22 protein-coding genes, 1 tRNA gene and 2 pseudogenes are annotated in these 20,518 nt (G+C 69.6%); 14 read left to right on the top strand and 11 right to left on the bottom strand.

All coding sequences use genetic code 11. The annotated features are described in order from the left end of the window. Positions 1-298: 298 nt before the first annotated feature. Positions 299-646 (bottom strand): metalloregulator ArsR/SmtB family transcription factor, encoded by a 348-nt coding sequence (locus ACFVTH_RS15070; protein ID WP_387092537.1) that lies wholly within the window; start codon positions 644-646, stop codon positions 299-301. An 82-nt stretch (positions 647-728) separates the two neighbouring features. Here ACFVTH_RS15070 and ACFVTH_RS15065 point away from each other — a divergent pair, with 82 nt between their 5' ends. Continuing rightward, a complete protein-coding gene (locus ACFVTH_RS15065) occupies positions 729-2,054 on the top strand; it encodes an FAD-dependent oxidoreductase (protein ID WP_387092535.1) in 1,326 nt (441 codons plus the stop codon). Positions 2,055-2,145: 91 nt separating this feature from the next. On the opposite strand, the gene ACFVTH_RS15060 is transcribed toward ACFVTH_RS15065, so the two are convergent. Together ACFVTH_RS15060 and ACFVTH_RS15055 are read right to left on the bottom strand one after the other, a co-directional pair. Next, on the bottom strand, positions 2,146-2,562 hold the full coding sequence (locus ACFVTH_RS15060; protein WP_387092532.1) for an arsenate reductase ArsC: 417 nt from the start codon (positions 2,560-2,562) through the stop codon (positions 2,146-2,148). Positions 2,563-2,651: 89 nt separating this feature from the next. Then, the gene (locus tag ACFVTH_RS15055) at positions 2,652-3,539 is read right to left on the bottom strand and encodes a metalloregulator ArsR/SmtB family transcription factor (protein ID WP_387092529.1); all 888 of its coding nucleotides are present in this window, start codon (positions 3,537-3,539) and stop codon (positions 2,652-2,654) included. 280 nt (positions 3,540-3,819) lie between these two features. Between ACFVTH_RS15055 and ACFVTH_RS15050 the strand changes: the two genes are divergently transcribed. The 3 genes and pseudogenes from ACFVTH_RS15050 to ACFVTH_RS15040 all read left to right on the top strand — a co-directional run bounded on the left by ACFVTH_RS15050 (position 3,820) and on the right by ACFVTH_RS15040 (position 5,976). Then, positions 3,820-4,416 (top strand): GNAT family N-acetyltransferase, encoded by a 597-nt coding sequence (locus ACFVTH_RS15050; RefSeq protein WP_387092526.1) that lies wholly within the window; start codon positions 3,820-3,822, stop codon positions 4,414-4,416. 27 nt (positions 4,417-4,443) lie between these two features. Continuing rightward, positions 4,444-5,013, top strand: a complete 570-nt coding sequence (locus ACFVTH_RS15045; protein WP_387092524.1) for a dihydrofolate reductase family protein — start codon at positions 4,444-4,446, stop codon at positions 5,011-5,013. A 91-nt stretch (positions 5,014-5,104) separates the two neighbouring features. Then, a pseudogene (locus ACFVTH_RS15040) lies at positions 5,105-5,976 on the top strand (GyrI-like domain-containing protein). A gap of 24 nt (positions 5,977-6,000) precedes the next feature. On the opposite strand, the gene ACFVTH_RS15035 reads toward ACFVTH_RS15040, so the two are convergent. Further along, entirely contained in the window at positions 6,001-6,477 is a 477-nt protein-coding gene (locus ACFVTH_RS15035) for a GNAT family N-acetyltransferase (protein WP_387092521.1), read from the bottom strand. A 41-nt stretch (positions 6,478-6,518) separates the two neighbouring features. After that, positions 6,519-6,591: transfer RNA gene (locus tag ACFVTH_RS15030), tRNA-Gly, on the bottom strand. A 211-nt stretch (positions 6,592-6,802) separates the two neighbouring features. Between ACFVTH_RS15030 and ACFVTH_RS15025 the strand changes: the two genes are divergently transcribed. Next, positions 6,803-7,183, top strand: a complete 381-nt coding sequence (locus tag ACFVTH_RS15025) for a YybH family protein (RefSeq protein WP_387092518.1) — start codon at positions 6,803-6,805, stop codon at positions 7,181-7,183. Positions 7,184-7,204: 21 nt separating this feature from the next. Here ACFVTH_RS15025 and ACFVTH_RS15020 read toward each other — a convergent pair whose 3' ends face one another. Next, positions 7,205-7,786: an RNA polymerase sigma factor gene (locus ACFVTH_RS15020; RefSeq protein WP_387092516.1), complete on the bottom strand. Its 582-nt coding sequence runs from the start codon at positions 7,784-7,786 to the stop codon at positions 7,205-7,207. Positions 7,787-7,884: 98 nt separating this feature from the next. Beyond that, entirely contained in the window at positions 7,885-8,220 is a 336-nt protein-coding gene (locus tag ACFVTH_RS15015; protein WP_387092513.1) for a hypothetical protein, read from the bottom strand. Positions 8,221-8,279: 59 nt separating this feature from the next. On the opposite strand from ACFVTH_RS15015, the gene ACFVTH_RS15010 reads away from it, so the two are divergent. Beyond that, entirely contained in the window at positions 8,280-9,044 is a 765-nt protein-coding gene (locus ACFVTH_RS15010; RefSeq protein ID WP_387092510.1) for an SDR family NAD(P)-dependent oxidoreductase, read from the top strand. A gap of 58 nt (positions 9,045-9,102) precedes the next feature. On the opposite strand, the gene dhaM is transcribed toward ACFVTH_RS15010, so the two are convergent. Genes dhaM through dhaK form a run of 3 tightly spaced genes read right to left on the bottom strand, consistent with a single transcriptional unit; the run spans position 9,103 to position 11,497 of the window. After that, positions 9,103-9,828 (bottom strand): dihydroxyacetone kinase phosphoryl donor subunit DhaM, encoded by a 726-nt coding sequence (gene dhaM / locus ACFVTH_RS15005; protein WP_387092507.1) that lies wholly within the window; start codon positions 9,826-9,828, stop codon positions 9,103-9,105. Further along, positions 9,825-10,472 (bottom strand): dihydroxyacetone kinase subunit DhaL, encoded by a 648-nt coding sequence (gene dhaL, locus ACFVTH_RS15000; protein WP_387092505.1) that lies wholly within the window; start codon positions 10,470-10,472, stop codon positions 9,825-9,827. Before dhaL ends, dhaM begins: the two co-directional genes overlap by 4 nt. A gap of 23 nt (positions 10,473-10,495) precedes the next feature. Next, on the bottom strand, positions 10,496-11,497 hold the full coding sequence (gene dhaK, locus ACFVTH_RS14995; RefSeq protein ID WP_387092502.1) for a dihydroxyacetone kinase subunit DhaK: 1,002 nt from the start codon (positions 11,495-11,497) through the stop codon (positions 10,496-10,498). Between the two features lie 208 nt (positions 11,498-11,705). Between dhaK and ACFVTH_RS14990 the strand changes: the two genes are divergently transcribed. Both ACFVTH_RS14990 and glpK read left to right on the top strand, forming a co-directional pair. Next, on the top strand, positions 11,706-12,464 hold the full coding sequence (locus tag ACFVTH_RS14990) for an MIP/aquaporin family protein (protein WP_387092500.1): 759 nt from the start codon (positions 11,706-11,708) through the stop codon (positions 12,462-12,464). A 101-nt stretch (positions 12,465-12,565) separates the two neighbouring features. Further along, on the top strand, positions 12,566-14,080 hold the full coding sequence (glpK, locus tag ACFVTH_RS14985) for a glycerol kinase GlpK (protein ID WP_387092498.1): 1,515 nt from the start codon (positions 12,566-12,568) through the stop codon (positions 14,078-14,080). 66 nt (positions 14,081-14,146) lie between these two features. Here the strand turns inward: glpK and trpD are convergent, their stop codons facing one another. Further along, positions 14,147-15,199 carry an anthranilate phosphoribosyltransferase gene (gene trpD / locus ACFVTH_RS14980; protein ID WP_387092495.1) on the bottom strand — a complete coding sequence of 351 codons (1,053 nt, stop codon included), beginning with the start codon at positions 15,197-15,199 and terminating at the stop codon, positions 14,147-14,149. Positions 15,200-15,337: 138 nt separating this feature from the next. On the opposite strand from trpD, the gene ACFVTH_RS14975 reads away from it, so the two are divergent. The 6 genes and pseudogenes from ACFVTH_RS14975 (at position 15,338) to ACFVTH_RS14950 (ending at position 20,466) form a co-directional block, all read left to right on the top strand. Next, complete coding sequence (locus tag ACFVTH_RS14975) at positions 15,338-15,973, top strand: heme-copper oxidase subunit III (RefSeq protein ID WP_386941781.1); 636 nt, start codon at positions 15,338-15,340, stop codon at positions 15,971-15,973. A 48-nt stretch (positions 15,974-16,021) separates the two neighbouring features. Continuing rightward, positions 16,022-16,816 carry a c-type cytochrome gene (locus tag ACFVTH_RS14970; RefSeq protein WP_386941780.1) on the top strand — a complete coding sequence of 265 codons (795 nt, stop codon included), beginning with the start codon at positions 16,022-16,024 and terminating at the stop codon, positions 16,814-16,816. Positions 16,817-16,853: 37 nt separating this feature from the next. Beyond that, positions 16,854-17,930 (top strand): Rieske 2Fe-2S domain-containing protein, encoded by a 1,077-nt coding sequence (locus ACFVTH_RS14965; RefSeq protein ID WP_387092492.1) that lies wholly within the window; start codon positions 16,854-16,856, stop codon positions 17,928-17,930. After that, a complete protein-coding gene (locus ACFVTH_RS14960; RefSeq protein ID WP_387092489.1) occupies positions 17,927-19,534 on the top strand; it encodes a cytochrome bc complex cytochrome b subunit in 1,608 nt (535 codons plus the stop codon). Before ACFVTH_RS14965 ends, ACFVTH_RS14960 begins: the two co-directional genes overlap by 4 nt. A gap of 32 nt (positions 19,535-19,566) precedes the next feature. Further along, a pseudogene (locus ACFVTH_RS14955) lies at positions 19,567-19,689 on the top strand (putative RNA methyltransferase); the annotation flags it as partial. Positions 19,690-19,737: 48 nt separating this feature from the next. Beyond that, on the top strand, positions 19,738-20,466 hold the full coding sequence (locus ACFVTH_RS14950) for a methyltransferase domain-containing protein (RefSeq protein ID WP_387093649.1): 729 nt from the start codon (positions 19,738-19,740) through the stop codon (positions 20,464-20,466). The last annotated feature ends 52 nt before the right edge of the window (positions 20,467-20,518 follow it).

The raw sequence follows: 20,518 nt of genomic DNA, 5'->3' as shown, positions 1-20,518 counted from the left end.
GATTCGGGCGCTGAACCGCCTCCCCATCCGGCCACCGCCGCGAGGTTGTTTTCCTCGGTGTGATCTGTGGTTTCTGTAAACCGCGCACCTGCTGAAGTCCTCCGCCCTAAAGTCGGCTGCGACAAAAAGGCGGAGATGCGGACGATGCTCACGTTTCCCGGACAGCCGCAACTGATCGACGAACGGTCGGCCGCGTTCCGTCCAGCCCCGAGATCCGACTCGAGATGCAGGTCGGTCATTCCGGTCGGAACAGCCGACACCGCTCCCCCGGCCAGGACGCTCCGTCGGATGTGGGCCGTCAGGCGTCGAGGAACTGCGCGACGCCGGTGAGCGCGCCCGGGACCAGCTTGTAGTATGCCCACGAGCCACGGCGCGTCCGCGACAGGAAGCCCGCTTCGCTGAGGATCTTCAGGTGATGCGACACGGTGGGCTGGCTCAAGCCGACCGGTTCGATGAGGTCGCAGACGCACGCCTCCTGCTCGTCATGAGCGGCGACGATCGACAACAGGCGAAGGCGGGTCGGGTCGGCGAGCGCCTTCATCTTCTGGGCGAGCTGCTCGGCGTCGGAGGCAGCGAGCGGCTCGCGTACGAGCGGTGCGCAGCACACGTCGGCAGTGACATCCGTGACCTCGAGCATCGTGACCATGACATCGATACTACTCGATATTGACAATCATCGATATGCGAGTCATTCTGATATCGAAATCCATCAATATCAGGAGGATGCAGTGACGCTGCTCGACTTGACGACCCGGCCCGTGACGAACGACCGGCTCTCCACTCTTCCCGTCGTCATCATCGGCGCCGGCCCGATCGGGCTCGCCGCGGCGGCGAACCTCGTCGAGCGAGGCATCGACTTCGTCGTTCTCGAAGCCGGCGCAGACATTGCGGACAGTGTGCGAGCCTGGGGCCACACCCGCCTGTTCTCCCCCTGGAAGCATCTCGTCGATCCGGCCTCGCGCCGCCTGCTCGAGGCCGAGGGGTGGGAACTGCCCGCACCCGAGCGCGCGCCCTCTGGTACTGAGCTCGTCGACGCGTATCTCGTGCCGCTCAGTCGCCTCGAGGCGATCGCCTCGCGCATCCGCACCGGCGCCGAGGTCGTCGCCGTCAGCCGCGAGGGCATGGACCGCACGCGCACGACGAACCGGTCGGCGACGCCGTTCCTCGTGCGCCTGCGCACTGCGTCCGGGATCGAGGAGCTGACCGCCCGCGCCGTGATCGATGCCTCCGGCACGTATCGCACCCCGAACTCGCTGGGCTCGTCGGGCTTGGGCCTGCTCGGCCTCGACGACATCGCAGACCGGGTGCAGCCCGCGCTCCCCGACGTGCTCGGCCGCGACCGTGACGCCTTCGCGGGGCTGCACACGACCGTCGTCGGCGCCGGGCACTCCGCCGCCAACACCTTGCTCGGGCTCGTGCAGCTCGCCCGCGAGGTGCCGAGCACCCGCGTCACCTGGCTCATTCGAAACGCGCAGGCTGTGCGCGTGTCGTCGTCGGCCGACGACGAGCTCGCCGACCGCGCGAAGCTCGGCGGCCGCGTCGACGGGGCGGTGCGACGCGGCGACATCGAGCTCGTCGACGGGTTCGAGATCCTCCGCGCTCGCCGCTCCGGCGACGGGGTCGAACTCGTCGGGCAGCGGTCCGGGGAGCTCGCGGTGCACACGACGGACCTCGTGGTGAACGCGACCGGCTTCCGACCGAACCTCGATCTGCTGCGCGAGGTCCGGCTCGAGCTCGACGAGATCGTCGAGGCGCCGAAGCGACTGGCCCCGCTGATCGACCCGAACGTGCACTCGTGCGGCACGGTCGAGCCGCACGGCTTCGCCGAGCTCGCCCATCCCGAGAGCGGATTCTTCATCGTCGGCATGAAGTCGTACGGCCGCGCGCCCACTTTCCTGCTCGCGACGGGTTACGAGCAGGTGCGCTCGGTCACTGCGTGGCTCGCGGGCGATCTCGCATCGGCGATGAACGTCGAACTCGTACTGCCCGCGACCGGCGTCTGCTCGACCGACCTCGGCGGCTCGTCGAGCTGCTGCGCTGGCTCCGGGTGCTGATGCGCCCGTGACTCGCGAATGAGGGCCCCCGGTCGATGAGGTCCTCGACCGGGGCATCCGTGGCCATCGCGAGCAGGAACGGGTGCGCCCGTCACCCGCTCGCCTCCTGTGGAACCAGCTCGGCGAGCAGCGCCTCGACGCGTCCGCGGATCTCGTCGCGGATCGGGCGCACGGCCTCGATGTCCTGGCCCGCCGGATCGTCGAGCTTCCAATCCTCGTACCGCTTGCCGGGGAAGATCGGGCACGCGTCGCCGCAACCCATCGTGATCACGACGTCGGAGTCGCGGACCGCCTCGGTGGTGAGCACCTTCGGCACGTTGTTCGTGATGTCGATGCCCTCCTCGGCCATCGCCTGCACCGCGACGGGGTTGATCCGGTGCTTCGGCTCGGAGCCGGCCGAAAGCACGTCGACGCGGTCTCCCGCGAGCTCGCGCAGGAAGCCGGCGGCCATCTGCGAGCGACCGGCGTTGTGCACGCACACGAACAGAACAGTGGGCTTCTCGGACATCACAGACCCTTTCCTCAGGCTCGACCCTGTTAACCATAGATCATGATCTATATATCAATCGAGCTGAGCCGGCGTCGTTCAGTGAGTGTTCACGAAGCGGGCCCCACCAGGTCGGAGATGAGTCCACGCACGCGCAGGTTGATCTCGTCGCGGATCTCGCGAACTCGCTCGATCGGCTGCCCGACGGGATCGTCGAGTTTCCAATCGAGATATCGCGTGCCCGGGTAGACGGGGCAGGCGTCGCCGCAGCCCATCGTGACCACCACATCCGCCGCCCGCACGACCTCGTCGGTCAACGGTTTCGGGAAGTCGCCGCCGACCGAGACGCCCACCTCTTCGAGGACGGCCCTGACCGTGGGAGCGATCACGGCCGCGGGCGCCGAGCCGGCGGTGCGTACGCGCACTCGGTCGCCGGCGAGCCGGCGGAGGAGGCTTGCCGCCATCTGCGAGCGTCCCGCATTCTGCACGCAGACGAACAGGACTTCGGGCACCCGACCCGGCCGCGCGTTCCGTGCGGCGACCGCCTCGAGACGCTGAGCGGCGAACTCGGCCGTGCGCGATGCCCGGCGGCCGGAATCGACCGATGGCTCGAGGAGCGCACGGCTCTCCTCGACGAATCGCGCCACCGTCTCGCGGTTGAAGATCCCGGCGAATCGGTCGGACAGGTCCTCTGCGATCCGCTCGAACACGGCCGGGTCGGTCTCTTCGGGGCCGGGGCCACCGAGCACCTCGACCACCCGATCGAGGTGCTCCGCCGACACCGAGTACCAGACCCGCCTGCCCTCGGGACGTCGCTCGAGCACACCCGCCTCGGTCAAGACCCGAGCATGGTGCGTGATCGTCGGCTGCCTCAAGCCGAGCTCGCCCGCGAGCCGCGTCACGGTCGACCGCCCGTCGAATTCGGCGAGGATCAGTCGGAGCATGCGAGCGCGGGTCGGGTCTGAGACGAGCGCGGGCGCGAGCGGAAGCGAACCCATAGACAGGAGTCTATGCTGACCTGCGCGAGATGGGGCGTGCCGACACGATCGACGCCCCGCGGTACGGCGAGCGACGGCGCGGCCCCTCGCCGACGTGCAGTCGGATCGCCTCCCTTGTGAAATGTCGGACGAGGTCGGCAGACTGGCAGCACCGAGCCGAGGAGCCTGCCGTGGCCGTTGAGGACGTTCCCACCGGAAGCACGCCGGCGAAAGCCGTGCCGCGACCGCGGACCGCGATTGCGCGCCGCACGGGCGGCGACGCGCGGAGCGTGACGTTGCGATGACGACCACGACGCCTGCGCATGTGATCAAGCCGCTCACGCTCGACACCTTCCCCGCCTGGCTCGCACTCGCGCAGAAGCACAACGGCGTCTGGGGCGGGTGCTACTGCTCGTACTTCCACGACGACACCGAGCACACCGTCAAGGAGGAGGTCGACCGCCCGACGTTCAAGCGGCGACTCGTGGCGGAGGGAGTCGCGCACGCCGCGCTCGTGTTCGACGGCGACGACGCCATCGCGTGGTGCGAGTACGGCAGTCCGGCCGAGCTGCCGAACATCTACCACCGCAAGCAGTACGACGCCGGCGAGACCCGGCCCGCACCCTGGCGCATCACGTGCTTCTTCGTCGACCGCGACCACCGGAGGTCGGGCGTGGCACGGGAGGCGCTGGACGGCGCGCTCGCGCTGATCGCGGCGGCCGGAGGCGGCGAGGTGGTCTCGTTCCCGAACGAGCTCGTCCCCGGCAAGCGCACGTCGTCCTCATTCCTCCACAACGGCACGCGGGCCATGTTCGAGAAGGCGGGATTCACCTTCGAACGCCACATCGGCAAGAGCAAGACCGTGATGCGCAAGACGGTGCCGCCCGCCCGCGGCTGACCGGTCCCTCGACGAGAAGAGCCACAGATGAGACCGCTTCGCTACTCGATCAACGTCACGCTCGACGGCTGCTGCCATCACGAGGCGGGACTGCCCCCTGACGAGGAATCGATGCGCTACTGGACCGCTGAGATGGAGCGAGCCGATGCGCTGCTCTTCGGACGGGTGACCTACGAGATGATGGAGGCCGCCTGGCGGAGGCCGGCCACCGGCTCGTGGCCCGACTGGATGGATGAGTGGGAGATCCCGTTCGCCGAGGCCATCGACGGAGCCGAGAAGCACGTCGTGTCGAGCACACTCGACGAGGTCGACTGGAACGCCGAATTGGTGCGTGAAGACCTGGCCCACGCGGTTCGCCGGCTCAAGCAGGAGCCGGGCGAGGGCCTGTGGGTCGGCGGCGTGACACTCCCCCTGGCATTGGCCGATCTCGGCCTGATCGACGAGTACGAGTTCCTCGTGCAGCCGGTGCTCGCCGGACACGGACCGACCTTGCTCGCCGGTCTCCGCGAGCGCATCCGGCTCGAGCTCGTGGATCGGCGGGAGTTCCGGTCAGGTGCGGTCGCGATGCGATTCCGTCCGGCGCGAGCGGCGGAGTGAGCTGCGCCCCTCCGCCACCCGATCGCATCGAACCGCGATAATCGGGTGCGAACGCGCAGCCGCGGCGAGGCTGGACGTCGAAGGAGGGACCGTGATCGCGATACTCAACCGGGTCGTCGACGAGGTCGAGCGTCACCTCGCCGGCGACCTCGATCTCGCGGCGCTCGCGCGCAGCCTCGGCACCACCGAGTACCACGTCCGCAGAATGTTCTCGTCGCTCGCCGGCATGCCGCTGTCCGAGTACGTCAGGCGACGGCGCATGACCGTCGCCGTCGCCGAGGTGCTCGGCGACGGCGAGCTGCTCACCATCGCGGTCGGCTACGGCTACGGCTCGACCGAGGCATTCGGTCGCGCGTTCCGGGCGGTGCACGGTGCCGGCCCGAGCGACGTCCGTCGTGACGGCGGCCCCCTTCGCACGCAACCGCAGCTCAGGTTCCGCCTGACCGTAGAAGGGAACACCCCGATGGACACCCGCATCTCAGATCGCCCCGCATTCCGTCTCGTCGGACACGCCGTTCGCGTGCCGCTCATCCACGAGGGCGTCAACCCTCACATCCAGGCTCACATCGCCGCGCTCCCCGTCGAGGAGCACGCCCGCCTGAAGCGCCTGAGCAGCAGCGATCCCGCCGGCCTGCTGCAGGTCAGCGCCGACGTCGACCCCGACTACACCGAGGGCAGTGAGCTCACCTACCTGCACGGCGTCGCGGTCGGCGACGGTGCGGAGTTCCCCGAGGACCTCGACGTGATCGACGTGCCGGCGGGGACCTGGCGGTGTTCGACGCCGAGGGCGCGTATCCCGGCGTACTGCAGTCGACGTGGGCGGCGACGGCGACCGAGTGGTTCCCGTCGAACCCGTGGCGACTGCGTCCGGGTCCGTCGATCGTCGCGGTGCTCGACCGCTCCCCCGACTTCAGCACGGCCACGTGCGAGCTGTGGCTGCCCGTCGAGCGCTCCGAGCGGTGAACGGCGAGCGGTCGCGCGTGCCGGTCAGAGGGACTTGCGCATCTGCTGCGTCGTGACCTCGTAGCCGGCGGAGTCGTAGAGCGAGATCGCGGCGCGGTTCGGGCCGAAGACGTTGAGCTCGAGGGCGGGGACGCCGGCCTGGCGCACGACGTCCTCGACCGCGGCGAGCAGTGCCCGGCCGTAGCCGCTCCCCCGTCGCGACGCGAGGACTTCGATGTCGTAGAGGAAGGCGACGTCGGGCGCGCCGCGCGGGTGGTCGAGGCCGACCCAGGCGCGCCCGACGGGTTCTCCCGTTCCGTCGATGCCGCGCAGCACGAGCATGCGCGGCGTCTCGGGCCCCTGCGGCAGCAGCCGGGCATTTTCGTCGCGCGCACGTTGCACGGCGCCCTCCTGGGGCCATCGGCCCGCCGAAACCTGCTCGTCGGCATAGGCCTCGGCGATGTCGCGCTGCCAGTCGTCGTACTCGTCCTGCGTCATCACACGTACGGTCACGGTCGCCATCACGCCATGCTGGCACACGATGGAGGCGGCTCGGGAATCTGAGCGGACGACGGGGTTCGAACCCGCGACCTTCACCTTGGCAAGGTGACGCGCTACCAGCTGCGCTACGTCCGCATCGGGGACTTCGCCCCGCGTCGGCCGCTCGGGCCGACTCCTTCAGTATACCGCTTTCGGGATACGCCCATTCACCACTCGGCATGTGTCGCGCTGGCGTGGCGACGCCGGACGCCGAGTTCGGCGCGATCCGTCACAGGCGCCGGTGTCCCGCGTCCTTCTTCACGAGCCCCGCACGAGCCGGGCTCGCCTCCCTGAAAGGACATCGAACATGACGACGCCGATCACCTCCCTCGACCAGCTCAACCTCGCGTTCGCAGCACGGTTCAACGCCCGAGACGTCGAGGGACTCCTGGCGCTGAACGCGCCCGACGCGGTCTTCGTGCCGGCGCCCGGACAGCCGGTCCAGGGCACCCAGCAGGTGCGCGCCGCACTCGAGCAGTTCCTCGCCCTCGGCCTGCCGATCGACATGACGGTCCGGCACGCCATCGTGAGCGGCTCCACGGGACTCGCGATCGCCGACTGGACGATGCAGGGCACCGGCCCAGACGGGAACGAGATCGCACTCGGCGGCACCACCTCGGACGTCGCCGCCTACGACGAGGTCGCGGGGTGGCGCTTCGTCATCGACAACCCCTTCGGCACCGCGTGATCGAGACTCGCCGGCCCGCGGTCAGTCCGCGGGCCGGCGAGACGCGCTCGACTTCCGAGCGGCGACCGGATGCCCCGCCAGCGCCTTGCGCGCCCGAGACACCCGCTGTCGCGCCGCCGCCGCGCTGATGCCGAGGCGATCCGCGATCTCCCCCGACGAGAGCCCGTCGACCGCGCTCATGAGCAGCGGCTCGCGCAGCTCGGGCGCGAGCGCGCGGATCGAACGCAGCGCCGCGGCGAGGCGCGCCTGCGTCTCGACCTCGCGCTCGACGTCCTGCGCGGCCAGGAGCCGATCGCACTCCACCTCGCCGTCGGTCGGCGGGGTACGGCGGTGGAGGTCGATGGCCGTGCGTCGCGCGATCACGTCGAGCCAGGAGCACATCGCACCGGGATCCGTCGCCTCGAGCGCGTCGATCGATCGCCACGCGCGCATCGCGGCGATCTGCGCCGCGTCGTCGGCGTCGTCGGGCCGCACCCCCAGCGAGATGCTGCGGCGCCGAAGCCGATGCGGCTCTGCTGCCAGCATCGCGGTGAGCGCCTGCCGACGGTCGGCGGCGGCGAGTCCACCCCGCGGGTGCTGCCCGGTCGCGCTGTCCTCGCCCATGCAGGTGACCTCCGAGTCATCCGGATCGATTCATGCATTTGCATGCTATCGGCCGGATGACCGAGTTCGCGCTCCTCGCGCGAAGCGAGTGCCGTCGTTCAGGGCGTGGACGAGGATGCCGTGCGCTCGGCTCGACGCCCCGTCAACGGCATGCCGAGCTCGTTGAGCGGCGCATTCGTCGCCCGCTCGGGCAGCCGCTCGTCGGTCGGGCACGTCATCACGATGTTGCCATTCGTATCGTCGAAGCGATGCTCGGCGATCGCGTGCCCGCAGACCGGGCACGGTCTCGCCTGCAGCTCGGCCGGGTCGTCCTGTTCGACCCCCTCGGTGAGCGGCGGGGCGCCGAAGATCGGCTCGAGTGCGTGATCGACTCGATCGAAGAACCTGGTGAATGCGTTGCCGTCGTCAGGGCGGCTCGCTGCGTCGCGTGCCATACCGCAGATGGTACGCCTGAGGCATCCTCATGACCAGAGGCGCGCCGTAGGCTTGCCCCATGACGGATGCTTCGCTCCCCCGCCCGGTCACCATCATCACCGGCGCCAGCCGTGGCATCGGCGCCGCCATCGCCGAGCGCCTGGCCGCCGAGGGGCACGACCTCGTGCTCACCTATCGCGAACGGGCCGACGAGGCCGATGCGATCGCGCAGCGCTGCAGCGCCGCGGGGGCCAAGGTCCTCCTCCTCCAGGCCGACCTCGGCGACCTCGACGCGGCGGCAGGGATCGTGCCCGCCGCGATCGCCGCGTTCGGGCGCGTCACCGGCCTCGTGAACAACGCGGGGATCACCGGCCGCATCGGCCCCTTCCTCGACGCGCCGCTCGACGAGACCGAGCTCCTCTTCCGGGTGAACGTGCTCGCCCCGATCGTGCTCACGCGCGCCGCGATCGAGCACATGGCCACCGACCGCGGCGGCGCCGGCGGATCGATCGTCAACATCTCCTCCGGTGCCGCGAAGTCGGGCTCCCCGAACACCTACATCCCCTACGCGATGAGCAAGGCCGCGCTCAATGCGCTCACCACCGGCGCCTCGAAGGAGTTCGCCCCGGTCGGCGTGCGCGTGAACACGGTCTCGCCCGGCACGACCCGCACCGAGATCCACGCCGCGGCCGGCCGCCCCGACGCGCCCGACGAGCGCGCGCCCGGCATCCCCATGCGCCGCCCGGGCGAAGCGCACGAGATGGCCGGCGCCGTCGCCTACCTGCTGTCCTCCGACGCGAGCTACACCACTGGGGCCGACATCCGCATCGCGGGCGGCAACTGAGCGCTCCGCACCGCCCGCGCGCCGACCGTCGCACGGGCGTGCGGGCATTGCGACGGGCTCAGTGCTCGCCGAACCCCGACGCGGTGAGCTCTGCGAGGGCGTCGACCTCGGCCGCACCGGCCACGTCGTCGGTGGCGATCTCGACCTCCGCACCCTTCGTGAGGCCGAGCGACATGATGCCCAGCAGGCTCTTCGCGTCGGCGCCGTTCACCGTCACCCGGTGGTCGAAGGTCGCGGCGAGCTTCACGAGCTCGGCCGCCGGCCTCGCATGCAGGCCATCGGCGTTCACGAGCGTCACCCTCCGCGAATAGCCGGATGCCTCGGTGCCGGTGCCGGCCTGCTGCGCTTCACCCGTGGGCGGCCCGGCAGACGAGTCGTCGACCGGGACGCCGCGCGCCGACTCGGCTGCGGCGACCACCGCATCGAGCGGATCCCCGGCCTCGGCGGCCACCGAGGCGGCCACCCCGCCCTCGACGAGCGGCGCATCGACGAGGCGCACGCGGGCGCGCAGCTCGTCGTCGAGGAAGTCGAGCGCGGTCTCGGTCGTCAGGATGGCCGAGCCGAGATCGCACAGCACCACGACGCCGCTGCCCGAGTCGGCCGCCACGATCGCCGTCGAGACGAGGTCGAAGCTCGTCCCGATGCGCCCGTCGTCGGTGCCGCCGGCTGGTGCGAGCGCCGTCGTCGGTGCCATCTGGCGCGCGAGTTCGACGAGCCCCGCCGCGATCTGCGACGAGTGCGAGACGAAGACGAGACCGACCTTGCCCTGGGCTCCCCCGCTCATGCCCCTGCCCCGTCGGCCGCGGCGTCGGCCCCGGCCCGCAGGAGAAGTGCACTCGACTCGGCGCCGGGGTCGCGGTGCCCGGCCGACCGCTCGCCGAGGTAGCTCGCCCGGCCCTTGCGGGCGACGAGCGGCTCGGTGGCGACCGCGCCGGCTTCCGCGGCGGCGGCGGCCGCGGCGAACACCTCGGCGGCATCGGCACCCGCGCTCGCCGCAGCCTCGGCCGCGTCGACCGCCGGAGTCCACGCGTCGACCATCGTCTTGTCGCCCGGCTCCGCCTTGCCCCGGCTGACGATGCCGTCTCGCGCGGCGGCGAGCAACCCGGCGACCGCGGCGCCGTCGAGCGACGTCGCACCGCCGACCGCGCCCGAGGCCTTGAGGTACGCCGTGCCGTACAACGGCCCCGCGGCCCCGCCGACCGTCGAGATCAGGGTCGTCGCGACGAGCTTCAGCACGTCGCCGGGAGTCGAGCCCGCGGGCAGGTCGTCGAGCTTCGCCACCACCGCCTGGAATCCCCGATCCATGTTCTCGCCGTGGTCGCCGTCGCCGATCTCCCGGTCGAGCGTGATGAGCTCGACGCGGTGCTCGGAGATGCCGTCCGCGCTCCGCCTGACCCAGTCGACCGCCCAGGTGATGTCCAATCCCACCGGTTCCCCCTCGCCTTCCCTGCCTACCGGCCCCACCGGAGTGCAGCCGTCTGCACCGGGGCATCCCAGAGTTCGATCATCTCGTCGTCGAGCTTCAGCAGCGTGATCGACATCCCCTGCATCTCGAGCGAGGTGATGTAGTTGCCGACGAGCGACCGTGCGATCGGGATGCCGCGTTCCGCGAGCACCTCGGCCGCCCTCCGGTAGGCGAGGTAGAGCTCGATCTGCGGCGTGCCGCCCATGCCGTTCACGAACAGCAGCGTGCGCTCGCCGGCCGCGTACGGGAGGTCGTCGAGGATCGGCTCGAGCAGCCGGTCGACGAGCCGGTCGGCCGGCTCGAGCGCGACGCGCTCGCGCCCCGGTTCGCCGTGGATGCCGATGCCGATCTCGATCTCGTCCTCGGCGAGCGTGAAGCTCGGCTCGCCGGCGTGCGGCACGATGCACGGGGTGAGGGCGAGCCCCATGGAACGGGCTCCGGCGTTCACGCGTTCGGCGATCGCAGCGACCTCGTCGAGCGAGTCGCCGCGTTCGGCGGCCGCGCCGGCGATCTTCTCGACCAGCACCGTGCCGGCGACGCCACGGCGCCCTGCCGTGTACAGCGAGTCCTTCACGGCGACGTCGTCGTTCGTGACGACCGCACGCACCGTGATGCCCTCCGCCGCGGCGAGGTCGGCGGCCGTCTCGAAGTTGAGCACGTCGCCCGTGTAGTTCTTCACGATGTGGAGGACGCCCGATCCGCCGTCGACCGCCTTCGTCGCCGCGAGGATGGGATCTGGCGTCGGCGAGGTGAACACCGCTCCCGGCACCGCGGCATCCAGCATGCCGAAGCCCACGTAGCCGGCGTGCAGCGGCTCGTGCCCGCTGCCGCCGCCGCTCACGATGCCGACCTTGCCGGCGATGGGCGCATCGGCACGCACGACGTGGATCGGGTCGGTCTCGACCCTCACCAGATCGGCATGCGCCAGCGCGAACCCTGCGACCGACTCGTCGACCACGCGCTTCGGGTCGTTGATGATCTTCTTCACGGACACCCCTTCCGCCGCGGCTGCCTGCGGTCGTGCGACCGTGCATCGACCCCGACGCAGCACTCCCTCGCAAACCTACGCCCGCGGCCGCCTCCGACGTAAGGGGCTTCGAGCCGATTCCGGCTGGGGCATTCCGCCCGACGGTGCCGCGCGGCTATCGTGACCAGTGAGCGGGGGCGACGAAGCTCCCGCATCGGAGGGGGTTGAAATGAATCTCGGAGTCATCTTCCTTTCGGAGATGGTCGGCACGGCGATGCTGGTGCTGCTCGGTTGCGGCGTCGTCGCCAATGTCGCGCTCATCAGGAACAAGGGCCACAACGGCGGGTTCCTCATGGTGAACATCGGCTGGGGCCTCGCGGTCTTCGCCGGCGTCATCGTGTCGTACGCGTCCGGGGCTCACCTCAACCCGGCGGTCACGCTCGGGCTCGCGGTGAATCGGCTCGGCAAGGGCGAGGGCGAGTTCGTGCCCGGCATCCCCATCGACGGTGCATCCATCGCGACCTATATCGGCGCGCAGATGGTCGGCGCCTTCATCGGTGCGATCTTCTGCTGGCTGGCGTACAAGCAGCACTTCGACGCCGAGCCCGAGGCCGCGAACAAGCTCGGCGTGTTCTCGACCGGCCCCGCGATCCGCTCGTACGGCTGGAACCTCGTCACTGAGATCATCGGCACCTTCGTGCTCGTGTTCGTCATCCTCGGGTTCAGCTACGGCGGCACCCCGGCCGAGCTCGGCGCGATCCCCGTCGCGTTCCTGGTGATCGCGATCGGCGCCTCGCTCGGTGGTCCGACCGGCTACGCGATCAACCCGGCGCGCGACCTCGGTCCGCGCATCGCGCACGCCGTCCTGCCGATCAAGGGCAAGGGCGGCAGCGACTGGTCGTACTCCTGGGTCCCGGTCGTCGGCCCGATCGTCGGCGGACTCATCGCCGGCTGGGCGGCACTCGTGCTGCTCCCCGTGCTCGGGTGACCTCGTGCGGCGGGGCCCGCTCGGCCCCGCCGCACGAACGCCCAGCCACTGAACCGAGCGTGCGCGGCGACCGGCCCCGCACGTATGAATGAGAGGAAGTCATGGCCGACTACATCCTGGCTATCGACCAGGGCACGACGAGTTCCCGCGCGATCATCTTCGACAAGGCCGGATCGATCGTCTCGACCGGGCAGCTCGAGCACGAGCAGATCTTCCCGAAGGCGGGCTGGGTCGAGCACGATCCCGCCGAGATCTGGCGCAACACCCGAGAGGTGATCGGCCAGGCCCTGGGCAAGGCCGACCTGACGCGCCACGACATCGCCGCGGTGGGCATCACGAACCAGCGCGAGACCGCGGTCGTGTGGGACAAGAACACCGGCGAGCCGGTGTACAACGCGATCGTCTGGCAGGACACCCGCACGCAGCCGATCGTCGACCGCCTCGCGGCCGACGGCGGCGTCGAGCGCTTCAAGCAGCAGGTGGGTCTCCCGCTCGCCACGTACTTCTCGGGCACGAAGATCGTCTGGATCCTCGAGAACGTGCCCGGCGCCCGTGAGAAGGCCGAGGCCGGCGACCTGCTGTTCGGCACCACCGACACCTGGGTGCTCTGGAACCTCACCGGCGGTCCGGAGGGCGGCGTCCACGCGACGGATGTCACGAACGCGAGCCGCACGATGTTCATGGACCTCGAGACACTCCAGTGGGACGACGGCATCCTCGCCGCGTTCGGCGTGCCGCGCTCGATGCTCCCGGAGATCAAGTCGTCGTCCGAGGTGTACGGCACCGTCGAGCCGTCGAGCCTGCTCCGCGAGGTGCCGGTCGCCGGCATCCTCGGCGACCAGCAGGCGGCGACCTTCGGGCAGGCCGCCTTCGACCCCGGCGAGTCGAAGAACACCTACGGCACGGGCAACTTCCTCATCTTCAACACCGGCGAGGAGATCGTCCACTCGAAGAACGGCTTGCTGACGACGCTCGGGTACAAGCTCGGCGACCAGGCGCCGCACTATGCGCTCGAGGGCTCGATCGCCGTCACGGGGTCGCTGATCCAGTGGCTGCGCGACAACCTGGGCCTCTTCGCGAGCGCCCCCGAGGTCGAAGACCTCGCGAAGTCGGTCGAGGACAACGGCGGCGCGTACTTCGTGCCGGCGTTCTCGGGCCTGTTCGCGCCGTACTGGCGTCCCGACGCCCGCGGCGCCCTCGTCGGCCTCACCCGCTTCGTCAACAAGGGGCACATCGCCCGAGCCGCACTCGAGGCGACGGCGTTCCAGACCCGCGAGGTGCTCGACGCGGTGAACGCCGACTCGGGCGTCGAGCTCACCGAGCTCAAGGTCGACGGCGGCATGATCGCGAACAACACGCTCATGCAGTTCCAGGCCGACATCCTCGGGGTGCCGGTCGTGCGCCCGGTCGTGGCCGAGACCACCGCGCTCGGCGCGGCCTACGCGGCCGGCCTCGCGGTCGGGTTCTGGTCGAGCCTCGACGAGCTCCGCGCCAACTGGCAGGAGGACTCCCGCTGGGAGCCCGCGATGGACGCCGCCGAGCGCGACCGGCAGCTCCGGCTCTGGAAGAAGGCCGTCTCGAAGACCTTCGACTGGGTCGACGAGGACGTCAAGTAGCACTCGCCGAACACCGAGCGCGGGCCCCGTGGATGCCACGGGGCCCGCGCCGCTGTCGGTCGGGGCTCAGCGCCTGGTCGCCGCGATCCACTCGTCGAGCTTCGCGGCGGCGGCACCGCGGTCGATCGTCTCCTCGGCGATCGCCATCTTGTCGCGGAAGCGGTCGAGGATGGGGCGCTGGAACTGCGACGGGTCCTTCGCCAGTTCGAAGGCGACGAGACCGGCCGCGGCGTTCAACACCACGATGTCGCGGACCGGTCCCTTCGCGCCGCCGAGCACTTCGTGCACGATCGCGGCGTTGTGCGCCGCGTCGCCGCCGGTGAGCTGGTCGATGCTCGCGCGAGGGATGCCGAGGTCGCGCGGATCGAGGTCGTGCTCCTTCACGGTGCCGCCCGAGACCTCCCACATGTGGCTGTGTCCGGTGGTGGTGAGCTCGTCGAGTCCGTCGTCGCCGCGGAACACCAGTGCGGTGGCGCCCCGGGTCTGGAACACGCCGACGATGAGCGGGACCCGGTCGAGCTGCGCGACGCCGACCGCCGAGGCCTCGGGGCGGGCCGGGTTGCAGAGCGGGCCGAGGAAGTTGAAGACCGTCGGCACGCCGAGCTGGGCGCGCACGGCCCCGGCGTGACGGAATCCAGGATGGAACGCCGCGGCGTAGGCGAAGGTGATGCCCGCTTCGTCGAGCACCCGCGTCACGCGCTCGGCGGGAAGGGCGAGGTCGAGCCCGAGCGCCGCCAGGACGTCGGACGAACCCGACGCGGAGCTCGCTGCACGGTTGCCGTGCTTGATCACGGGCACGCCCGCGGCCGCGGCGACGATCGAAGCCATCGTCGACACGTTCACCGTGCCGAAGCGGTCGCCGCCGGTGCCGACGATGTCGAGCGCCATCGGGTCGGCCTCGAGCGGCACGGCGTGCTCGAGGACGGCATCGCGGAAGCCGACGATCTCGTCGACCGTCTCCCCCTTGATGCGGAGGGCGACGAGGAACGCCGCGAGCTGGGCCTCCGTCGCAGTGCCCGTCATCACCTGCTCCATGCACCACGCGGCATCCGAAACGCTCAGATCTACCCCCTGTAGAAGGGAGTTCAGGATGTCGGGCCAATTCTGGTGAGCGGGCATGTCCCGATCTTATCCGCCCGATTCGCGGCGGATTCACGGGCTTCCCACAGCCCGACTTAGGGTTCCCTTACTCGTCTCGCACGACACGGTCCGCGCGGATGACGAAAACTCAGGCCTGATTTCGGCCATAATGGGGGGGTGACGAGCACCTCAATCACTTATCAGGCGAGCGCGCCCGTGATCAATCGACCGAACACCGTAGCGGTGGGAACGATCGTCTGGCTGGGCAGCGAGGTCATGTTCTTCGCCGGCCTCTTCGCGATCTACTTCACGCTGCGATCGACGTCGCCCGAGCTCTGGGCGTTCGAGGCCGATCGACTCAACTTCCCGTTCTCGCTGACGAACACGATCATCCTCGTGCTCTCGTCGTTCACGTGCCAGTTCGGCGTCTTCGCGGCGGAGCGCATGCAGCCGTACGCGACCGGCGCGTGGTACAACCTCGCGAAGTGGGGCATGGTCGAGTGGTTCTTCCTCACCTTCGCCATGGGCTCGATCTTCGTCGCCGGCCAGGTCTGGGAGTACGCAACCCTCGTCTCCGAGGGCATCGCGATCGACTCCAACGCCTACGGCTCCGCCTTCTACCTGACGACCGGCTTCCACGGCCTCCACGTCACGGGCGGACTGATCGCGTTCCTGCTCATCATCGGCCGGGTGTTCGCCGTCAAGAACTTCGGCCACCGCGAGGCCACGAGCGCGATCGTCGTCTCGTACTACTGGCACTTCGTCGACGTCGTCTGGATCGGCCTCTTCCTCGTCATCTACGTACTGAAGTAAGCCGCCCCAGAAGCGTCAACCCTCATGCCCGTGAACAGGAAGAACCACATGACTCGCTCGAAGCGACGCGCCGGACGCCGGCACCCGCTCGCCACCGTCGCGCTCCTCGCGCTCGGACTCGTCTTCACCGGCGGCGCCTACGCAGCGCTCAGCACCGGCACCGTCGCCCAGGCCGAAGTCGACCCGAACTCGCAGCAGACCATCGAGGAGGGCAAGAAGCTCTTCCAGGCGAACTGCGCGACCTGCCACGGCCTCGAGGCCCAGGGCACCGAGAACGGACCGAGCCTCATCGGCGTCGGCGCAGCCTCGGTCGACTTCCAGGTCGGCACCGGCCGCATGCCGATGCAGATGCAGGGCCCGCAGGCGCAGCAGAAGCCCGTGCAGTTCACCGACGAGCAGGTCAAGCAGCTCGCGTACTTCGTCGCCTCGCTGGGCCCCGGCCCCGAGATCCCGAGCGACCACCTCGTCAACGGCGGCGGCGACGCCGCGAACGGCGCCGAGCTCTTCCGCATCAACTGCGCGATGTGCCACAACGTCGCCGGCGCCGGCGGCGCACTGACCGAGGGCAAGTTCGCTCCCCCGCTCACCGACGTCTCAGGCGTCCACATCTACGAGGCCATGGTCACGGGCCCGCAGAACATGCCGGTGTTCAACGACCTGAACATCTCGCCCGAAGACAAGCGCGACGTCATCACGTACCTCAAGTACGTCCAGGACAACCGTTCCCCCGGCGGATTCGAGCTCGGCTCGCTCGGCCCGGTCGCGGAGGGCCTGTTCATCTGGATCTTCGGTCTCGGCGCGATCGTCGCGATCACCGTGTGGATCACGGCGAAGTCCAACTAGCGCACGCCCGGCACTGAAGAAGCTACGAAGGAGAACCATGGCACAGGACGACCACAGCAGCGCGGAGATCGCCGCTGCCGACTCGTCGCACGCCGCGCACGATTCAGCCGTCTCGCCGGGTACCGCGGTCATCGCCGCCGACGCGTTCGAGAACCCCGGATTCCCGCCGCACCGTCCCCGCGTCACCGACGAGGACCCCCAGCGCGAGAAGCGTGCGCAGCGCACCGTCTACACGCTCTTCTACCTGTCGATCCTCGGCAGCGTCTGGGCCATCGCCGCCTACATGCTGTTCCCGATGGAGTCGAACAACGTCGGCGACGTGCGACTGAACAACATGTTCATCGGCCTCGGCGCGACGCTCGCCCTGTTCGGCATCGGGTTCGGCGCCGTCCACTGGGCGAAGTCGATCATGACCGACGTCGAGCTCGCCGACGAGCGCCACCCGATCGGCGGCTCGCCCGAGACGCAGGCCGCGGCCGCGCAGGTCTTCGCCGACGCCGACCGCGAGTCGGGCTTCACCCGCCGCGCGGCGATCCGCAACAGCCTCATCGGCGCCCTGCTGGTCTTCCCGCTCCCCGCCGTCGTGCTCTTCCGCGGCTTCGCCCCCCAGGACCAGATCCCGGTCGAGCTCCTGAGCCACACCATGTGGAAGAAGGGCACCCGCCTCGCGCTCGACCCGTCCGGAACGCCGATCAAGGCCTCCGACGTCACCATCGGCAGCGCGTTCCACGTGATCCCCGAAGGGCTCACCGAGCTCGAGCACGGCAAGCTGGAGGAGAAGGCGAAGGCAGCAGTGCTGCTCATGCGCCTGAACCCCGAGGAGCTCAACCAGCTCCCCGAGCGTGAGAGCTGGTCGTACGAGGGCATCGTCGCCTACTCCAAGATCTGCACCCACGTCGGCTGCCCGGTCGCACTGTACGAGCAGCACACGCACCACCTGCTCTGCCCCTGCCACCAGTCGCAGTTCGATGTGGCGAACCACTGCGAGGTCATCTTCGGCCCGGCCAAGCGGCCCCTGCCGCAGCTGCCGATCGCCGTCGACGACGAGGGCTACCTCATCGCGCAGAGCGACTTCACCGAACCCGTCGGCCCGAGCTTCTGGGAGCGCCATTGAGCACCGCACCGTCCGCCACAGCGCCGCAGAAGCGGTCGTTCACCGCGGCAGCCTCCGTCTACGTCAACGAACGGACGAGTGTCGCCGGCTTCGTCAAGGAGCTCGGTCGCAAGGCGTTCCCCGACCACTGGTCCTTCCTCCTCGGTGAGGTCGCGCTCTTCGCCTTCGTCGTCGTGCTCATCTCGGGCACCTTCCTGACGTTCTTCTTCCAGGCGTCGATGGCCGAGGTCCACTACGACGGCTCCTACGTGCCGCTCAAGGGCGTCGAGATGTCGGTCGCGATGGCGTCGACCCTCGACATCTCGTTCGACATCCGCGGCGGCCTGTTCGTGCGCCAGATGCACCACTGGGGCGCGCTGCTCTTCGTGGCGGCCATCGGCCTCCACATGCTGCGCATCTTCTTCACCGGTGCGTTCCGCAAGCCGCGCGAGCTGAACTGGGTGATCGGTTTCATCCTCTTCATCCTCGCGATGGCCGAGGGCTTCACGGGCTACTCGCTCCCCGACGACCTGCTCTCGGGCAACGGCCTCCGCATCATCGACGGCATGATCAAGGGCATCCCGCTGATCGGCACCTGGACCTCGTTCCTCCTCTTCGGCGGCGAGTTCCCCGGCACCGCGATCGTCGGACGTCTCTACACGCTGCACATCCTGCTGCTCCCCGCCCTCGTGGTCGCGCTCGTCGCGCTCCACCTCGTGTTCGTGGTCGTGCACAAGCACACCCAGTACGCGGGCCCGGGCAAGACCCAGCAGAACGCGGTCGGCCCGCCCATCCTCCCGATCTACGCGGCCAAGGCCGGCGGGTTCTTCTTCATCGTCTTCGGTGTGCTCGCGCTCATCGCCTCGATGTTCACGATCAACCCGATCTGGAACTACGGTCCCTACGACCCGTCGCCCGTCTCCGCGGGTACCCAGCCCGACTGGTACATCGGTTTCGCCGACGGCGCCCTGCGACTCATCCCGCCGGGCTGGGAGTTCGTGTGGCTCGACCGCACGTGGTCGTTCAACATCCTCGTGCCGCTCATCGTGCTCGGCGGATTCATCGTCACGGTGCTCATCTACCCGTTCATCGAGGCCTGGGTGAAGGGCGACAAGCGCGAGCACCACATCGCCGACCGTCCCCGCAACAATCCGACCCGTACCGCGATCGGCGCCGCCGGCGTGACGTTCTACGCGGGCCTCTGGGCCGCGGCGAGCTCCGACATCCTCGCCACGCACTTCTGGCTGACGATGGAGGGCGTGATCCACGCGCTCCAGGCCACGGTCATCATCGGCCCGTTCATCGCGTACTTCATCACGAAGCGCGTCTGCATCGCACTGCAGAAGAAGGATCGCGAGATCGTCCTGCACGGCTTCGAGTCGGGTCGCATCGTGAAGCTGCCCGGCGGTGAGTTCATCGAGGTGCACCAGCCGCTCGACGAGTACGAGCGCTGGCGTCTGGTGAGCTTCGAGAGCTACGAGCCGCTCATGATCCGTCCGAACGCCCGTGGCAAGATCACGGTCGGTCAGCGCATCCGTGCCGCGTTCTCGCGCTGGTTCTTCGAAGACCGCATCGCGCCGGTCACGAAGGGCGAGCTCGAGTCCGGCCACGACGGCCACCACTGACGCACGCGTCTGACGGTTCCGGGCACCGAACCATGTCGATCGATTCGACGTGGCTTCGGTGCCCGAACTGTTTCCTCGACCTCTCCCCCGTCGACGATCGGACGTTCGGATGCGCGGCCGGTCATCGATTCGATCGGGCGAAGCACGGCTACCTCACGCTGCTTCCGCCGAAGGCTCCCCGAACGATCGGTGACGATCCGGGAATGCTGAGGGCGCGCGCCGACCTCCTCGGCAGCGGCGCCTTCGCCCCGATCTCCGATGCGCTCATCACGGCGGTGCGTGCATCGCTCGAGTCTCCGAGCGGGCACGGCGGCCAGAACGCTGCCGGCTCGACCCTCCCGTTCCGCGTCGCCGATCTCGGATGCGGGACTGGGCACTACTCGGCGGAGCTGGCGCGCGCCATCCCAGAGCTCGAGCTGCTTCTCGCGGATCGCTCCCCCGACGCAGTGCGTAGCGGCCTCCGCACGCTCCGCTCGGCGACCGGGATCGTGCTCGACATCTGGCGGCCGCTGCCGCTCCGCACCGATGTCGCCGACGTCGTCCTGAACGTCTTCGCGCCGCGCAACCTCGAGGAATTCGCGCGGATCCTCCGCCCCGGTGGCGAACTGCTCGTCGTCGTGCCGACCGAACGGCACCTGCAGGAGCTGCGCCGCGACGGGCTCGTGCTCGACATCCCCAGCGGCAAGTCCGCCAGGCTCATCGAGCAGTTCACCGGCGCCGGATTCGCGCTGCGTTCGAACACGCCGATCGAGTACCGGCTCGAGGCGAGCGGGCCCACCCGCCTGCTGCTCGCCGACATGGGCCCGTCGGCGCACCACACCGACGTGCTCGCCCACGACGACGCCGCCGAGGTGCCCGCGTCGCGCGACGCGACCGAGCCGGTCACCGTCTCGGTCGAGCTCGTGCGCTTCGAGCTCATGGCTCCCGCCTGAGACGACTGGCACGAGTCGCGTGCGCCCGGGCGCGCCGGGCTCCATACTGGCG

Source organism: Agromyces sp. NPDC058104, assembly GCF_042884835.1.
Classification (GTDB): domain Bacteria; phylum Actinomycetota; class Actinomycetes; order Actinomycetales; family Microbacteriaceae; genus Agromyces.
Note: the sequence above shows the minus strand (reverse complement) of the source record. Positions and strands in the feature narration are given on the sequence as shown.

Bases quoted from the DNA above. Each gene is read 5' to 3' on its own strand.
- ACFVTH_RS15070 (WP_387092537.1), bottom strand. From the start codon at position 646: ATGGTCACGATGCTCGAGGTCACGGATGTCACTGCCGACGTGTGCTGC.
- ACFVTH_RS15060 (WP_387092532.1), bottom strand. From the start codon at position 2,562: ATGTCCGAGAAGCCCACTGTTCTGTTCGTGTGCGTGCACAACGCCGGT.
- ACFVTH_RS15050 (WP_387092526.1), top strand. From the start codon at position 3,820: ATGACGACCACGACGCCTGCGCATGTGATCAAGCCGCTCACGCTCGAC.
- ACFVTH_RS14965 (WP_387092492.1), top strand. From the start codon at position 16,854: ATGGCACAGGACGACCACAGCAGCGCGGAGATCGCCGCTGCCGACTCG.
- ACFVTH_RS15025 (WP_387092518.1), top strand. From the start codon at position 6,803: ATGACGACGCCGATCACCTCCCTCGACCAGCTCAACCTCGCGTTCGCA.
- ACFVTH_RS14950 (WP_387093649.1), top strand. From the start codon at position 19,738: ATGCTGAGGGCGCGCGCCGACCTCCTCGGCAGCGGCGCCTTCGCCCCG.
- ACFVTH_RS15055 (WP_387092529.1), bottom strand. From the start codon at position 3,539: ATGGGTTCGCTTCCGCTCGCGCCCGCGCTCGTCTCAGACCCGACCCGC.
- ACFVTH_RS15020 (WP_387092516.1), bottom strand. From the start codon at position 7,786: ATGGGCGAGGACAGCGCGACCGGGCAGCACCCGCGGGGTGGACTCGCC.
- ACFVTH_RS15045 (WP_387092524.1), top strand. From the start codon at position 4,444: ATGAGACCGCTTCGCTACTCGATCAACGTCACGCTCGACGGCTGCTGC.
- ACFVTH_RS14970 (WP_386941780.1), top strand. From the start codon at position 16,022: ATGACTCGCTCGAAGCGACGCGCCGGACGCCGGCACCCGCTCGCCACC.
- dhaM (WP_387092507.1), bottom strand. From the start codon at position 9,828: ATGAGCGGGGGAGCCCAGGGCAAGGTCGGTCTCGTCTTCGTCTCGCAC.
- ACFVTH_RS15035 (WP_387092521.1), bottom strand. From the start codon at position 6,477: ATGGCGACCGTGACCGTACGTGTGATGACGCAGGACGAGTACGACGAC.
- ACFVTH_RS15010 (WP_387092510.1), top strand. From the start codon at position 8,280: ATGACGGATGCTTCGCTCCCCCGCCCGGTCACCATCATCACCGGCGCC.
- trpD (WP_387092495.1), bottom strand. From the start codon at position 15,199: ATGCCCGCTCACCAGAATTGGCCCGACATCCTGAACTCCCTTCTACAG.
- ACFVTH_RS15015 (WP_387092513.1), bottom strand. From the start codon at position 8,220: ATGGCACGCGACGCAGCGAGCCGCCCTGACGACGGCAACGCATTCACC.
- glpK (WP_387092498.1), top strand. From the start codon at position 12,566: ATGGCCGACTACATCCTGGCTATCGACCAGGGCACGACGAGTTCCCGC.
- ACFVTH_RS14990 (WP_387092500.1), top strand. From the start codon at position 11,706: ATGAATCTCGGAGTCATCTTCCTTTCGGAGATGGTCGGCACGGCGATG.